Source organism: Pseudomonas sp. IT-P100 (assembly GCF_949767185.1).
Lineage (GTDB): Bacteria > Pseudomonadota > Gammaproteobacteria > Pseudomonadales > Pseudomonadaceae > Aquipseudomonas > Aquipseudomonas fluorescens_B.
The window spans coordinates 186,658-202,395 of sequence record NZ_CATKQK010000058.1; the positions used below are offsets into that span (position 1 = coordinate 186,658).

The 15,738-nt window shown below is 59.1% G+C and carries 12 protein-coding genes, 1 tRNA gene and 1 pseudogene; 8 read left to right on the forward strand and 6 right to left on the reverse strand.

The annotated features are described in order from the left end of the window. Nucleotides 1-68: 68 nt before the first annotated feature. Nucleotides 69-1,337: an OprD family porin gene (locus ACM6IQ_RS28995; RefSeq protein WP_414880468.1), complete on the forward strand. Its 1,269-nt coding sequence runs from the start codon at nucleotides 69-71 to the stop codon at nucleotides 1,335-1,337. Nucleotides 1,338-1,409: 72 nt separating this feature from the next. On the opposite strand, the gene ACM6IQ_RS29000 is transcribed toward ACM6IQ_RS28995, so the two are convergent. The 3 genes and pseudogenes from ACM6IQ_RS29000 to tssI all read right to left on the reverse strand — a co-directional run. Then, complete coding sequence (locus ACM6IQ_RS29000) at nucleotides 1,410-2,258, reverse strand: hypothetical protein (RefSeq protein WP_414880469.1); 849 nt, start codon at nucleotides 2,256-2,258, stop codon at nucleotides 1,410-1,412. Between the two features lie 265 nt (nucleotides 2,259-2,523). Continuing rightward, entirely contained in the window at nucleotides 2,524-3,048 is a 525-nt protein-coding gene (locus ACM6IQ_RS29005; RefSeq protein ID WP_414880470.1) for a hypothetical protein, read from the reverse strand. 173 nt (nucleotides 3,049-3,221) lie between these two features. Further along, nucleotides 3,222-3,986: pseudogene (gene tssI, locus ACM6IQ_RS29010) on the reverse strand (type VI secretion system tip protein TssI/VgrG); the annotation flags it as partial. A 446-nt stretch (nucleotides 3,987-4,432) separates the two neighbouring features. On the opposite strand from tssI, the gene phaR reads away from it, so the two are divergent. After that, nucleotides 4,433-4,954, forward strand: coding sequence for a polyhydroxyalkanoate synthesis repressor PhaR (gene phaR / locus ACM6IQ_RS29015; RefSeq protein WP_414880471.1), 522 nt, complete (start codon nucleotides 4,433-4,435; stop codon nucleotides 4,952-4,954). Nucleotides 4,955-4,992: 38 nt separating this feature from the next. On the opposite strand, the gene phaP is transcribed toward phaR, so the two are convergent. Further along, nucleotides 4,993-5,562, reverse strand: a complete 570-nt coding sequence (phaP, locus tag ACM6IQ_RS29020; RefSeq protein WP_017338800.1) for a TIGR01841 family phasin — start codon at nucleotides 5,560-5,562, stop codon at nucleotides 4,993-4,995. A gap of 242 nt (nucleotides 5,563-5,804) precedes the next feature. Here phaP and ACM6IQ_RS29025 point away from each other — a divergent pair, with 242 nt between their 5' ends. After that, nucleotides 5,805-8,189, forward strand: coding sequence for a DUF3141 domain-containing protein (locus ACM6IQ_RS29025; RefSeq protein WP_414880472.1), 2,385 nt, complete (start codon nucleotides 5,805-5,807; stop codon nucleotides 8,187-8,189). 151 nt (nucleotides 8,190-8,340) lie between these two features. Here ACM6IQ_RS29025 and ACM6IQ_RS29030 read toward each other — a convergent pair whose 3' ends face one another. Beyond that, nucleotides 8,341-9,378 carry an AraC family transcriptional regulator gene (locus tag ACM6IQ_RS29030; RefSeq protein ID WP_017338798.1) on the reverse strand — a complete coding sequence of 346 codons (1,038 nt, stop codon included), beginning with the start codon at nucleotides 9,376-9,378 and terminating at the stop codon, nucleotides 8,341-8,343. Between the two features lie 281 nt (nucleotides 9,379-9,659). Here ACM6IQ_RS29030 and phbB point away from each other — a divergent pair, with 281 nt between their 5' ends. The 5 genes from phbB (at nucleotide 9,660) to ACM6IQ_RS29055 (ending at nucleotide 15,634) form a co-directional block, all read left to right on the forward strand. Next, entirely contained in the window at nucleotides 9,660-10,406 is a 747-nt protein-coding gene (gene phbB / locus ACM6IQ_RS29035; RefSeq protein ID WP_017338797.1) for an acetoacetyl-CoA reductase, read from the forward strand. A 57-nt stretch (nucleotides 10,407-10,463) separates the two neighbouring features. Further along, nucleotides 10,464-11,642, forward strand: a complete 1,179-nt coding sequence (locus ACM6IQ_RS29040; protein WP_414880473.1) for an acetyl-CoA C-acetyltransferase — start codon at nucleotides 10,464-10,466, stop codon at nucleotides 11,640-11,642. 99 nt (nucleotides 11,643-11,741) lie between these two features. Next, nucleotides 11,742-13,445: a class I poly(R)-hydroxyalkanoic acid synthase gene (gene phaC, locus ACM6IQ_RS29045; protein WP_414880474.1), complete on the forward strand. Its 1,704-nt coding sequence runs from the start codon at nucleotides 11,742-11,744 to the stop codon at nucleotides 13,443-13,445. 147 nt (nucleotides 13,446-13,592) lie between these two features. Next, entirely contained in the window at nucleotides 13,593-14,246 is a 654-nt protein-coding gene (locus ACM6IQ_RS29050; RefSeq protein WP_017338794.1) for a hydrolase, read from the forward strand. A 65-nt stretch (nucleotides 14,247-14,311) separates the two neighbouring features. After that, a complete protein-coding gene (locus ACM6IQ_RS29055; protein WP_414880475.1) occupies nucleotides 14,312-15,634 on the forward strand; it encodes an OprD family porin in 1,323 nt (440 codons plus the stop codon). An 8-nt stretch (nucleotides 15,635-15,642) separates the two neighbouring features. Here the strand turns inward: ACM6IQ_RS29055 and ACM6IQ_RS29060 are convergent. Continuing rightward, nucleotides 15,643-15,738 (reverse strand) — tRNA-Sec (locus ACM6IQ_RS29060).

The following is a 15,738-nucleotide window of genomic DNA, read 5'->3' on the forward strand; positions in this document are numbered from 1 at the left end:
TAAGCCCTCGCCCGGTTGGCGAGGGTCGCACAAGCCGTCATTCCATAATAAAAACAAAGGGGCTTCACATGGATCGCAACACCCGCATTCTCGCTACCCGACTGTTGCTGGCCGGTGGCGTCATCAGCCTCTCGGCCCCCGCCGCTGCTGACTTTATCAAGGACAGCAAGGCCAGCCTCGAGCTGCGTAACTTCTACTTCAACCGTGATTACCGTCAGGCCAACGCGGCGCAATCGAAACAGGAGGAATGGGCGCAGGGTTTCCTGCTGCGCTACGAATCCGGCTTTACCGAGGGGATGATCGGGTTTGGTTTCGATACGATCGGCCTGCTGGGCGTCAAACTCGACTCCAGCCCGGATCGCGCCGGTTCCGGTGTGCTCCAGCGTCATCGCGATACGCGCAAAGGCGCTCAGGACGAGTACGGTGAACTGGGCCTGACCGCCAAAGTGCGCGCCTCGAAAAGCACGCTGAAACTCGGCACGCTGCTGCCCAAGCTGCCGACGGTGCTGGCTAACGATTCACGGTTGTTGCCGCAAACCTTCAAGGGCGGTCAGTTGACCTCCCTGGAAATCGAAGGCCTGAGCGTGGATGCCGGTCGACTGACGCAGGTCAACCAGCGCGACTCCTCGGACTACGAGGACATGGGCATCACCCGTACCGGCGCCAAGGGCATCACCAGCCGCCATCTGGATAGCGACAGCTTCGATTTCGCCAGCCTCAACTACAAATGGACCAGTAACCTCGCCACCGGCTACAGCTACGGTCACCTCGACAATTTCTACAGCCAGCACCTGGTCAACCTGACCTATGTGTTGCCGGTCACCACCGGCCAGTCGTTGAAGACCGACCTGCGCTTCGCCCGCTCCACCGATGATGGCGGCAGCAATGTCGATAACAACGCCATCGGTGCGATGTTCACTTACAGCCTCGGCGGGCATGCGTTCGGCCTGGGTTATCAGGGCATGAGTGGCGACACCGGGTATGCCTACGTCAATGGCACCGATGCGTTCCTGGTGAACTTCGTGCAGATCGGCGACTTCGCCAGCAAGGACGAAAAATCCTGGCAGGCCCGTTACGACTACAACTTTGCCGCCCTCGGAATGCCCGGCCTGACGTTCATGACCCGCTATATCACCGGTGACAATATCGACCTGGGCGGCAACCGCCCGGAAGGCAAGGAATGGGAGCGTGATACCGATATCGGGTATGTCGTGCAAAGCGGGCCGTTGAAGAACGTCGGGGTAAAATGGCGTAATGCGACCGTTCGCTCGACCAATTTCGGCAGCGATCTTGATGAAAACCGTTTGATTGTCAGCTACACGTTGCCGATCTGGTAAGCATGCCTGGTAGTTACAAGGGGGCCTATTGGTCGCGCTGAGCTTGATATCGGGTAGCACCGAAAAAACAGCTCATGCGCGACGTTTGTCGGTCGGATTCAATCGCTGCACCTCCGCAAAGATCTCGGTGATCGGGCGTCGCGGTTGGCGTTTATGCAGGGCGCGGACCTGATCGCTCATCCTGAGCAAATCTTCACTCGGTTTCGCCCATTGTTCCTTCGGCAACGGCTCGGACCACTGGCGCATCACTTCGGGCATGGCCTGCGGGGCCATTTTCTGGAGGCGGCGGATTTCCCATTCGGTCAGGTGATTGGGAATCGTCCACAGGGTCATGACGTGGTACAGGTACCAGAAGAAGCCAGATACCCGACCCCGTTGGTCGTCGCGGATTTGCTGATGCATGCGTGCGCGAGCGTTGTGGAAGGTGTGCAGGCCTTCGTGGGGGGGATCGTCGGGGCCTTGCAGGTCTTGCGGGTCCTGAATGGATTTGAGGTCGTGGATTTCGAATTCCATGTAACCGCGGATGGCTTCCCAGTGGCTGATGGCGAGGGAAAGACCGAAGCAGGGAAATTCGACACTGGTCAGGGTTTCGCCGTGCTGGAAACCGATGCCCATGCCGTATTGGCGGTGGATGCCGTATTGGGTCGCGCCTTGGGCTTCGATGACCCAGGCGGAGAGGGATTCCCAGGGGGCGAAGAGCGGTTCGGTGGCGCCTTCGGGCATGAAGCAGACTTCGCGGCGTTGGCGGTTGAAGCGAGTGGGGATGATGGCGGCGCGTTTGTTGTGGTTGTGGCGCCAGACGCCGAGGCCGATGAGTAGGGTTACAAAGCCGGTTACCAAGGCAAGTCCATAAGTTTCATGGAAGATCCCCTCTATGGCGTGAGAAATATCGTCCCACCCCATGCCGAATACGAAAAACATGAAGCCGCCGATTAGCGGAAATAGAAATGCAATCGAGAAGGCACCACTGAATGGTAAGCCTAGAGTCATCTGCCACATAAAGACTTGCGGTGATCCCAGCCCGAAGTCCATGTACACCTCATTCAGTTCCCCGATATGCGGACCGTGCGGCGGCAGCGCTGTCGGTAATGGCAACGGCGCAAGATAGGTAGTCTTCCCACTGGGAAACGGTTCCACATCTCCTGCTTTTCGGGGCTGCTCAAGGTGCGGCACAGGCAGGGCGCTATCAAGGTTGGTGGGCATGGTCGGCCAACTCCAGCAAATGGGTTTCAACCCGCAACAGCGGCGGATGCTCGGTAACGGATTGAGTGGCCAACACCGGAAAGTGGCCTTCACCCCGAGGATTCAGGTGAATGACCCGAATGCGAGAAACCCACACGCCCTTGGCATTCAGGGTCTGGATACAGACTGCCAACTCCAGTGTTTCGGAGGCCGGAGTAAATTCGGAGTCTGGGTCCACGGGATACTGCAGGCACAGCACCAGCCGGTCAGGTCCTGCTTGCACGATGCGCAGGTTATCCGTGATTTCCTCGCTGATGACGTCCTTGCGCTCTCGCGGTACACCACGACTGTGGAGGGGAGCGGAAAGACGGTGGGCGCCAATCCCCAGACGATGAGTCGGTTGACCGTTCAGAGGCGGTTGAAAATCGTTGAGCTTGAGTCCTGGCAACACCAGATGAATGTCTTTGGGCCTGGCCTTTAACAGCAGGTCTTTCAGCCAGGAGTCATGCTTGTTCGGACCCAGTTGCACATACGGAGCGTGAAGCAAATAAGCCAGATAACTTTGATATTCATCAAGGGTATGGTCGCCGCGATGATCCGTATCCAGACTCCAGGGCGTGGTTATCAGCCATTTATCATGAGCGCTAAGGTTGTGGCGGTTGTACAGCCAGGTTCCGCCAAATTCCAATACGGTGAACAGGGTGGGAAACCATAATCCTCAAGGTGCGGTAGCAGCGGGTTTTTGGCCTCGCTTTCCAGTTTCAGGCGCGGCTTCTCGAAGTCGTAGTCACGACGGCTGACGTGGGTCGGTCGGGTTTCCAGCCGCAGTTTGAAACGGTCGACCACCGGCACTTCGGCGACCATGCCACTGCCTGGTCTGTACGCGGTTGACTGGGAGGGTTTCGCAAAGCTCGTTTGATCGTCGCCGAACACCAGCACATGCCCGTCGGGGCTGTGCTCGAAATGAAAGTGCAGACCTTCTTCCTCGCACAACCTTTGGAGGAAATGCAGCCCGGTCTCGTACTGAACGCAATACAGCCGTGGTCGGTACTCGGCGTTCAACTGGAAGCGCCAGGTATCGGGCTGCATTCCTTGGTCTTTCAGCACGCTGGCGATGATTTTCGGCACGCTCAGGTGTTGAAAAATACGCTGGTTGTGGCAGTGGGTGAGGTAGGCGAGCTGGGGCACCAGGGTCATCTGATAGCGGGTCAGGCGTTTGCCTGAATCGCCTTGGGCGATTTGATGGACCTGCCCGTGAATACCGGCGTCGTCAGGATCAAAGCGCAGAAAAGCCGGGCGATGCAGCAGAGACTCGAGGTCCAGGTCGGGGCGTTCGCTGACCAGTTCGAGTTTGACTTTGTAGGGTTGATTCAGCGCTTCCCTGACGTGGAATTCGAGTACCTGAAGGTCGTGGGAAAAACCTTCAATGTCGAGTTTGAAAACGACTTGCCTGGCATCGCTGAGCATCCACATGTCCCTGTGTCTGTTATAGGCACGGGACTTTGCGTGGATCTACCCATTGGCGCAGTCAGACGGTTCGATACTTAGCGTAGGACGATTCCGTTAAGCCGATTGGTTGTCAAAAGTACTGGCTATTTGGCCAGTCTTCTTCACTTGGGGCTCATCGCTGTAAGAGTGTTCTGTAGGAGTAAAGCGAGACCACGTTGCCTCGCGCCGTTGCCGTAATGGCCTTTTTTCATTCCTGAGATGAGCGGCATCACAATAAAAAGCTTCTAAGAACGCGGGCTTACTCCCACGCAGGACTTGTGACCAATTAAGAACTTCTGCTCGCGAAAGCCGCCTCAGAAGCACTATGGAAATGGACCTGCCCGCCCTCCCCTGAAACCATCCCGCGGCAGTGATCATAGTAGGTTAAGATGCCTGAAAACCAGGCTCGCCACGAGACGCCCCGCATGCCAGATAACAGTCGGAACACCCCCCGCCTGATCAAGAAGTATCCCAATCGCCGACTGTATGACACCCACACCAGCAGTCACCTGACCCTGGCGGACATACGCCAGTTGGTCGTCGACAAGATTGCGTTTCAGGTGGTCGATGCCAAGTCTGGCGAGGATCTGACGCGCAGCATCCTGCTGCAAGTGATTCTGGAAGCCGAAAGCGGCGGTGAGCCGATATTCACCAGCGACATGCTGATGGGGATTATCCAGTTCTACGGTCCATATCAGGGTGTACTGGGCAGCTACCTGGACAAAAGTATCCAGACCGTCATCGACATCCAGTCCCAGACCGGCGCGCAATCGTCCGAAGCGTGGAGCGACTTCATGCACCAACAGGCGCCGGTCATGCAGGACCTGATGCGCCAGTATGTCGACCAGTCCAAGGCCTTGTACCTCAATACCCAGAACCTGTTCGGCATGTTTGGCGCCAAGCCCGGCACCGATAACGGGCCGAAAAAAAATGGCGATGGGGAATAAACCCATCGCCATTTCTTGTGCCGCCGGCCTGATTTGACTTACTTGTTACCGCTGGTGGTCTTGGCGCTGGCTTCTGGCGCCGCTTTGGCGGCAGCGGCAGTGGCGGCGTCAAAATTGCTCTGAGCCACATCGGAAGCCTGTTTCACGGCTTTCTGTGCGCTTTCAAACACCGTACCGGCATTCGCCAGGCCCGACTTGAATGCAGCCACTACAGGCTCGGAGCCGGCCGGTGCATGCTTGCTGATCGACTCAACAAACTCATTCACCTGCTGGGTACCAGCCTCGACCTGACTCGACGTCAGTTTGGCGATGTCCGACTGCGTACCCACGATCAGCGCCTGAACCTGACGATTGAACTCGGCCAGGCGCTCGCTTTGCGCGCTCGGCTGGGTGAACGATGCCTGCAAGTCAGCAAAGCCTTGGGCATCGCGCACGGCGAGCAATTTGCGAACGCCTTCGAAATGTTCTTCGGTGGAGTCGCGCAGTGCCTTGAACTGCAGCTGGCTCAGCTGTTCAACGCTGGCGAACACTTTGCCGCTGATTTGTTGCAGCAGGTCGAGGTTGGCTTTCTGAGCGGTTTGCAGATTTTCCGGGTTGAAAAAAGACATGCTTGGATCTCCTGGTACGGGAAGGCCCGGATGGGCCTGAGGACGCGATAGCGATCCTGCCAGTCATCGCGCCGGATTGATATTGCAGTGCACAAAACCATTTGGCAATGGCTATTTTGTGCGGCGCACAATAAAGTTCGCTTCCTCGACTGATATTCCCTATACACTCGTGAAAATCGAATGGCCGGCTTGGCTTCTATTAGTCAGGGCAACATTCCCACGCATGGCGTCAGGAGTTCACGATGGGTCAGGAAGAAAATATTGCGCTGCAAGATGAAGGGCTTTCAGCCCCGTCCGGGTTGTTCGAGCACCTGAACCATCTCCAGCGCCTCAACACCCTCAACGTTCTCGACGCCGTGCAACAGCGCCAGGCCAAAACCTACGCGCCTTCCAGCCTTGGGCTACTCACCCAGCCGAACGCCGCTGACTGGCAGGAATACCTCACCGACCTGGGCCAACGCAGCGTGCTGTTCTGGGACACCTTGCGTCAGCGTGGCGACAACACCCTGGCCCACGAACGCGCCGGGTATCCGCTGCTGCTCAAGTTCGATCATGAAACCCTGATCGCCGGCGAAGACCTGCTTCGCCCGGTCAACTACTCGTTGCTGCAGATCCTCGCAGGGCCAGGGCAACGGCTCGACAGCAAAAAACAGCCGGTGATCATCATTGACCCACGCGGCGGTCACGGCTCGGGGATTGGCGGTTTCAAGCAGGATTCAGTCATCGGCGAAAGCCTGCGCGCCGGCCATCCGACCTACTTCATCTCGTTCAGCCATTCGCCATGCCCCGGGCAGACCCTGGCGGACATCGTTGAAGCCCAGGCGCGGTTCCTCGAAGAAGTCAGCGCGCGACATCCCGCCAGCGCAAAACCCGTGGTGATCGGCAACTGCCAGGCCGGCTGGGCATTGATGGGCCTGGCGGCGACCCGCCCGGAACTGCCAGGACTGATCATCGTCAATGGTGCACCTTTGTCGTACTGGGCCGGCGTCAACGGGCGCAATCCGATGCGCTACACCGGCGGTTTGCTGGGTGGCGGCTGGATGGCGCGCCTGGGCAGCGACCTGGGCAATGACCGTTTCGACGGCACCTGGCTGGTGAGCAATTTCGAAAGCCTCGACCCGGCCAACACCTGGTGGGGCAAGTACTACCACCTGTTCAGCGAAGTCGACAGCGAAGCCCCGCGCTTTCTGGACTTCGAACGCTGGTGGGGCAGCCCGACCCTGCTCAATGGCGAAGAGATCGAAATGATTGTCGACGACCTGTTCATCGGCAATCAGCTGTCCGGCGGCCTCGGGCGCAAGAGCAGCGGGCTCGACCTTAAACGCATCGAAGTGCCGGTGGTAGTGTTCTGCTCCTATGGCGACAACATCACCTCGCCACAACAGGCGCTGGACTGGATCACCGACGTCTATCCCAGCGATCTCGCCCTGCAAAATGCCGGTCGCACAATCGTTTACCTGCGGCACGCGAGCATCGGTCACCTGGGCATCTTCGTGTCGGGTGAAGTGGCGCGGCGTGAACACCGTGAGTTGCTGGGCGCGGTCGACGCGATCAATGAGTTGCCGGGCGGACTCTATGAAATGCTCATCGATGACCTGCCGGAAAACTCGGATACGCCGTACGCCGTGCGTTTCGAGCGAAGGCGTATCGCCGACATCCACGGTAAAGTGCAGCCGCCCCGTGACGACGATCGCGAGTTCGCACTGGTCGAACGTGCCTCTGATTTCAACAACACGCTTTATGACGGATTTGTACGGCCGTGGTTGCGTCAGTTGATCAACGAGCCGACCGCCGAACTGATGCGCAAGGCCCACCCGTTTCACCAGCAACAGGTGATGTGGAACAGTATGAACCCGGCGCTCTGGTGGCTGGCGGGCAGTGCCGCTCAAGTGAACAAGGAGCGACATCCCGCCAGCCCGTCCAATCCGTTGCTGGCCTGGCAGGAACTGTTTTCCAACCAGATACAGGACGCCTTGAACGACTATCGGGACCTGCGTGATGCCGCTCAGGAGATGAGTTTTTATGGCGTGTATGGCGTCCTCAATAGCCTCGCCGGCAATACTCCGGGGCGAGATCTCCAGGCGCATGCCAGGCAGCATGATAAAGCCCTGACCGAACGCCTTCAGGACGCCCTGCCCCTTGGTGGTTTGATGGAAGCCTTGATCCGGATCCTGTTCCTGTTGGGCCGCGACGGCGATGAACCGGGCAAGCAAAGCGTCGAGAAACTGATCCTGCAACTGCAAGTACTGCTGCAGGACTACAGCGCCGAGCCGCTGGACCTGCGTGAAACCCTTCGCCTGCAAAAACTGCTGGTTGCCACCCACCCTCAGGAAAGCCTGGACAGCCTGCCCCTGATGCTGGGTGCGGTCGAAGAACGCCAACAAGTGCTGGCGGCTGTCGCCAATTTGCTGCCGGAACTGCAGACCAACGGTGCGGACAACCCGTTCTGGTGCGAGCTGCACACGCTGCTCGATGTGCCGCTGCCGGGGTTCAGCCTGACCCGCTCACCCGGCGAAGCCGATCCGGTTCCAGTGGTTAGCCCTGAACCGATCGCGCCAGTAACGCCGGCAAAAACGCACAAACCCGCAAAGGGCAAAAAAGGCGCGAAGAAACCTCCCGCACCCTGATGAGCAACCTGTGGGAGCGGGCCTGTGTGTGTGTGTGGCGAGGGAGCTTGCTCCCGCTGGGTCGCGAAGCGGCCCCAAAATCCTTGCGACTGCTTCGCAGCCGAGCGGGAGCAAGCTCCCTCGCCACACAACCCCGCTCCCGCAGGGAAAGTCACACCGGCGCGGCTTCCTCGATCTCAAACGATTCATCGGACCGGTACTGCCCCGGTGTCATGCCGAACCAGCGGCTGCAGGCTTTGTTGAAGCTGCTGTGATCATGAAAACCAAGGAGATACGCGACATGCTTCATGTTGAAGTGAGAATGACGCAGGTAGAAATCCGCCAGTTGTCGACGCACCGCGTTCAGCACGTCCCTGAATTGTGTCCCTTCCTTTTCCAGCGCACGTTGCAGTGTTCGTTTGCTGATGTTCAACGCCGCCGCGATCGATTCCATGTCGCACTGCCCCTGCCCCTGACTCAAGCGCTCGGTAATCAGCGCGCGAATCCGGCCGACAATGCAAAAACCGAACAGCAGGTCCAGCTGCGCCTCGGCGAAGCTGTCATGCAGCACCGCCAACGCTTCGTTGGCCATGCTCAAAGGCCGCATCAGCTCCTCCCGGTCAAACAAAATGCTGTCGTAAGCCGCGTCGAACTGCAGATTGCAGCCAAACAGCCGCTGATGCTCGGAGATGTCTTCGGGCTCGGGATAAGTGAACTCAACGCTCAAGGGTTGCGGTGCGTTGCCGCCCGACAGCTTGCGACAGAAACCCAGCAATGATGCCAGCCCGGCATCGGTGTATTGCCGCGGCTTGACCGACCCCTGCTGTTGATGGTCGAGCCCGGACAGACGGTAATGTTGCTGTTCCGAAGTAAAGAAAAGGCTGAACCCGGTGCCAATCAACGGACTGAAACGGACCAGGCGTTCAAGGGCTTTTTTCAGATTCAGGCTGGACATCATGGTGTAGCCCACGATCTGAAAGCTGCCGGGGTGGAAACTGCCATAGGCCCGTAGGCCAATGTCCGGATCGCCCGAGGCCTCAGCGGCCAGTTCCCAGAGTCGATAGATGGCCTTTCGCTCGCAAAACGCTCCGGGTTTATTGGCGAGATCAATGTCTAGTCCAGCCTCCCGACACAGACTGGCAACATCCAGTCCTTGAGCCGAGAGCGTATTTACCAGCACGCTGGCATAGCCTGAACTCATTTTATACATGGCGTCCTCAATGACCTGTGGAACCGGACATCCTGTCCGGAGCCATGACTGATCTGCGATGAATCAAAATTCTAACGGGTGATGTCGTTGCCAATATTGATCCCAGTATAGGTAGTCCTCACCTTTAGCCACTGTTTCAGGCCATTCGTCGCATCGAAGTCGCCAAACCGCGCATGGCACCGTTGGACACCACACCGTCACCTCCCAACACTTCCGCATCCCTTGCCAATACCGAACAATCGCCCATCTTGCAGCGCAAAAACAAAAAAGGATTGGAGCTTATGAAGTCGCTTGGTCGTATTGCGTTGGTCACGGGTGGTATGGGTGGGATTGGCACGGCCATAAGCCAGCGCCTGTACAAAGAAGGATTCAAGGTCATCGTCGGTTGCAGCGCCGATTCCGCCCGCAAGAACGACTGGATTGCCACCCAGCTGGCAGCGGGTTACCAGTTCGAGTGCATCTACGGCGACATCACCGACTGGGAGTCGACGCGCAAGGCTTTCGAGACGGCCCACGAACAATTCGGAGCGGTGGACGTGCTGGTCAACAACGCCGGCATTACCCGCGATGCGTCCTTTCGCAAACTGACCCCCGAAGACTGGAACGCGGTGATCGGCACCAACCTCAGCGGCCTGTTCAACACCACCAAACAGGTGATCGAAGGCATGCTGGCCAAGGGCTGGGGACGGGTCATCAACATTTCTTCGATCAACGGTCAACGCGGCCAGTTCGGCCAGACCAATTACAGCGCGGCCAAAGCCGGCATCCACGGTTTCACCATGGCACTGGCGCGGGAAGTGTCCGGCAAGGGCGTGACCGTCAACACCGTCTCGCCGGGTTACATCCAGACCAGCATGACCGCCGCCATCCGCCCGGACATCCTCGACACCATGATTGCGGCCACCCCGGTCGGGCGCCTCGGCCAACCCGAAGAAATCGCTTCGATCGTGGCCTGGCTGGCTTCCGATGAATCGGGCTACAGCACCGGCGCCGACTTCTCGGTGAACGGCGGCATGAACATGCAGTAGACCGATCAGGGCACGGACGCCCTGCTCCCGCAGGACAAAATTTTAATGAGGTCATGCATGAACGAAGTCGTAATCGTTGCCGCTACTCGTACCGCCGTTGGCAGTTTTCAGGGTGCCTTGTCCGCGATTCCAGCCACCGAGCTGGGTGCCACAGTGATTCGCCGTCTGCTGGAAGAAACCGGTCTGGACGGCGCGCAGATCGATGAAGTGATCCTCGGCCAGGTCCTCACCGCAGGCTCGGGACAAAACCCGGCACGCCAGACGGCGATCAAGGCCGGCCTGCCCTTTACTACCCCGGCCCTGACCCTGAACAAGGTCTGCGGCTCGGGCCTCAAGGCCGTGCAACTGGCTGTTCAAGCGATCCGTTGCGGCGACGCCGAACTGGTGATTGCCGGCGGCCAGGAAAACATGAGCCTGGCGCCCTATGTGCTGCCCAAGGCACGCACCGGGCTGCGTCTGGGTCATGCGCAATTGCAAGACAGCGTGATTCAGGACGGTTTGTGGGACGTTTTCAACGACTACCACATGGGCATCACCGCTGAAAATCTGGCCACGCGGTACAGCCTCACCCGCGAAGACCAGGACGCCTTCGCCGCCGCCTCGCAACAGAAAGCGGCTGCCGCCATCGAAGCAGGCTACTTCAAGCGTGAAATCACGCCGATCCTGATCCCTCAGCGCAAGGGCGATCCGCTGGTGTTCGATACGGATGAACAACCGCGCCCGGGCAGCACGCTGCAAGCCTTGAGCAATCTGAAACCGGCGTTCCAGAAAGACGGCAGCGTGACCGCCGGCAACTCGTCGACCCTCAACGATGGCGCCGCCGTGTTGCTGCTGGCCAGCGCCACCACGGCCCTGGCCCTCGGCTTGCCGGTGCTGGCACGCATCAAGGCTTACGCCAGCGCAGGCGTCGACCCGTCGATCATGGGCATCGGCCCGGTTCCGGCCACCCGTCTGGTGCTGGAGAAAGCCGGCTGGAGCCTGGACGACCTCGACCTGATCGAAGCCAACGAAGCGTTCGCCGCGCAATCACTGGCAGTTGGCAAGGAACTGGGCTGGGACACCCGCAAGGTCAACGTCAACGGTGGCGCGATTGCGCTGGGCCATCCGATCGGCGCGTCGGGCGCGCGGATTCTGGTGTCGCTGGTGCACGAATTGATTCGCCGTGACGGCAAAAAGGGCCTGGCCACGTTGTGCATTGGCGGCGGCCAAGGCGTCAGTCTGGTCATCGAACGATAAGAAGAAACACAGGACTGCTTGCTTGACTGCTGACGCGGTGCCGAATTCCGGCACCGCGGTTTTTTTCTGCCCGGTTTACTGATGTGGGCAAGGAGTTCCATGGACAATAACGCGCACACCTTCAATACCTTCTGGTCCGGCCAGGTTCCGTTCATTGCCTCCTTTGCAGTGCAACAATTACGTTTATGGGTCAGCACCAATCCGTGGTTTACCGGGCAGGAATACAACGAGTGGTTCGACTTGCCGCGCGACACCCTGGACAGCCTCCAGTCGGACTATCAGCAGCAATGGGCGGACCTTGGGCACCGGCTGATGAGCGGCCAGCCCTTCACCTTTGAGGATCGACGTTTTGCCAGTGGCAACTGGCGCGAGCCGCTGTTCGGCTCCCTCGCCGCGTTTTACCTGCTGAACGCCGGGTTCCTGCTCAAACTGCTCGACAAACTTCCGATCAAAGACAAGAAACCCCGCCAGCGCCTGCTGTACCTCGTAGAGCAAGCCATCGCCGCGGGCGCGCCGAGCAATTTTCTGGTCAGCAATCCCGATGCTCTGCAGCGGGCCGCGGACACTCAAGGCGCCAGCCTGCTCACGGGCCTGTTGCACCTGGCCAGCGACCTGCAGGAAGGCAAGATGCGCCAGTGCGACAGCGGCGCCTTCAAGGTCGGCGTCGACCTGGCCAGCACGCCCGGCGAAGTGGTATTCGAGAACGACCTCTTCCAGTTGATTCAGTACTACCCGCAAAGCGACACCCAATATCGGCGACCGGTATTCATCGTCCCGCCGTCGATCAACAAGTACTACATCCTTGACCTGCGCCCGGACAACTCGATGGTTCGCCACCTGTTGCAACAAGGTCATCCAGTGTTTCTGATGTCGTGGCGCAACTTCGATCAGGCACATGCAGGCACCACGTGGGACGACCTGATCGAAACCGGCATCATCAAAGGTCTGCAAGTGACCCGTGAAATCAGCGGCGAGCAACGGCCTAATTGCGTCGGTTTCTGCATCGGCGGCACGCTGCTGAGCACCGCGCTGGCGGTGCTGGCGGCCCGCGGTGATCGCGAAATCGGCAGCGTGAGCCTGTTGACCACGTTCCTGGACTACCTCGACACCGGCCCTATCGACATCTTCGTCGACGAGCAACTGGTGGCTTACCGCGAGCGCACCATCGGTGGCGTTGACGGCCCCATCGGCCTGTTCAAGGGCGAGGACATGGGCAACACCTTCTCGCTGTTGCGCCCCAATGATTTGTGGTGGAACTACAACGTCGACAAGTACCTCAAGGGCCAGAAGCCGATCCCTCTCGATTTGCTGTTCTGGAACAACGACAGCACCAACCTTCCCGGCCCGATGTATTGCTGGTATTTGCGCCACACCTATTTGCAGAACGATCTGAAATCCGGCGAGCTGGACTGCTGCGGCGCCAGGCTCGATCTGCGCGCCATCGACGCGCCGGCGTACATCCTCGCTACCCATGACGATCACATCGTGCCTTGGCGAAGCGCCTACGCCAGCACCGAACTGCTGTCCGGCACCAAACGCTTCGTACTGGGCGCTTCGGGGCATATCGCCGGGGTCATCAACCCGCCCGCCAAGGAGAAGCGCCATTACTGGACCAATAACCGGGTCACGAAAAACCCCGATACCTGGTTCAAGAATGCCGAGCAACATCCCGGCAGCTGGTGGAACGACTGGTTCGCCTGGCTCGCCGAACACGGCGGCGAACGCCAGCCTTCGGCGCCGCACAGCGGCAATGCGCAGTATCCTGCACTTGAATCGGCCCCCGGTCGGTACGTGATGCAATGATGGACTGTCCCGTGCGATAGCTTTTATTGCGCGGGGCGGCGCGGTGATCCCGCCCCGCAAGAAAGTCAAAACACAGCACACCGGTTCAATATCCCCGAATGAATTTACGCAACCATGGCCTCCTCACTCACCCGTAAGGACCTCGCCATGGCTATCGCAAAAGCAGTTCCCGGCAAAACCCTGCTGACCCCGACCGACCACACACTGATCATGATCGACCACCAGTCGCAGATGTCCTTTGCGACCAAGTCGATCGACGCCGTGACCCTGCGCAACAACGCCGCGCTGGTGGCCAAGGCTGCACGTGGCTTCAAGGTCTCGACCATCCTCACCACGGTTGCCGAGAAGAGCTTCTCAGGCCCGATCTTCGACGAAATCAAATCGGTATTCCCGGAACACAACGTCATCGACCGTACCAGCATGAACACCTGGGAAGACGAACGCATCGCCGTCGAAGTCAACAAGATCGGCAAACAGAAAATCGTCCTCGCCGGCCTGTGGACCTCCGTGTGCATCGTCGGCCCGGCGCTGTCGGCCATCGACCAGGGTTTCGAGGTCTATGTGATTGCCGATGCCTGTGGCGACGTCAGCACCGAAGCTCATGAAATGGCCATGCAGCGCATGATCCAGATCGGCGCGCGGCCGATGACCTCGCTGCAATACCTGCTTGAACTGCAGCGCGACTGGGCACGTACCGAGACCTATGACGAAACCGTAAAAACCTCGATTGCCAACGGTGGTTCCTACGGTCTGGGGCTGATTTACGCCAAGACCATGTTCGGGGCTTCGGAAGGCCACTAAGCGGTTTCCTTTTAATAGCAAGCGACTGTGGACATTCCGCAGTCGCTGGTGCGTGGTCATTGACGATGAAGTTTCGCAAGCAAGATCTTCGCGCCGGGTTGCCCTTCTGGTTATCGATGCTGTTCGCCGGAACAGCCCTGGCTGATGAACCCGCACAAGGGTTTCTGGACGGCGCGACGCTTGACGTGCTCAGCCGCAACTTTTACCTCAATAGCGATTACCGATCCCCTTCGCCGACAGGCAAAAGCTATAAAGCGGAATGGGCTCAAGGCTTTATCGGCGCTTTTGAATCCGGTTTCACACCCGGTACGCTTGGGTTTGGCCTGGATGCTCATGCCTTTGTGGGATTGAAACTGGATGGCGGCAAGGGGCATTCCGGGACCGGATTGCTGCCCGTAAATGATGACGGTCGTAGCGAAGGCAACTACTCCAGTGGCGGTGGCGCGCTGAAAATCAGAGCCTCCCGAACCACCTTGGCCTTCGGTGAAATGATGGTCGAAACCCCGGTATTCGACACCGCGGACAAACGCCTGCAACCGGAGTACGCCACAGGCTTGCTGCTGAACAGCCGCGAAATCGACGACCTGAATCTGGTGGCCGGTCATTTCACGGCGTTCAAGAACCAGGACAGTTCGTCGGGCAAAGGCGACTTCTATGGCTATGGCGCCAACACAGAGGCTGGCGGCATTACATTTCTCGGCACCGACCTGTTCACCCAACGCCCCGTCGGCGGTGCGCTTTACGCCTCCGAACTCAGCGACACCTGGCGTCAGTATTACGCCAACCTGCACCTGAAGCAGCCCGGGGTATTCCTCGACGCCAATCTCTACCATACGCAGGACACCGGCAAAGCGCTGGCCGGCGCCATCGATAACACCGCGTTCAGTCTCTCGGGCAAGTACACCGTCGCTGCACATGCCTTCACGCTGGCGTATCAAAAAATCACGGGCGACACGCCATTCGATTTTGTCGGCGGCGATTCGATCTACCTGGCCAACTCGATCAAGTACGCCGACTTCAACGGCGCCAATGAACGCTCATGGCAGGCACGTTACGACCTCGATTTGGGCACCTTAGGGATTCCCGGCCTGAATTTCATGACGCGTTACGTCATGGGCAGCCAGATCGACGGCACCCATGCGCCCAAGGGCGGCGCCTACAACCCTTTTGATGAGTCCGTCGGTGACTACATGCCGCAACAAGGCGATGGCGGCCGGCATTGGGAGCGCGACATAGACCTGCGCTACGTCGTGCAGTCCGGCACGGCCAAAGGATTGTCCCTGCAATTGTCCCATGTGTCCCATCGAGCCAACACCGCCCAGGCAGGCGATGACATCGACCGGGTGTACGTGGTCATCCAGTACCCGCTGAACTTCGGGCATCTGTGAAGGGAAATTGGCGGAAGGCAGCCGGAGTCGAACCTGCCCGGGAACGGATGCCGTCCCCAACCGGGTTTGAAGCCCGGCCGCGCCACCGGGCGCGATTGCCTTCC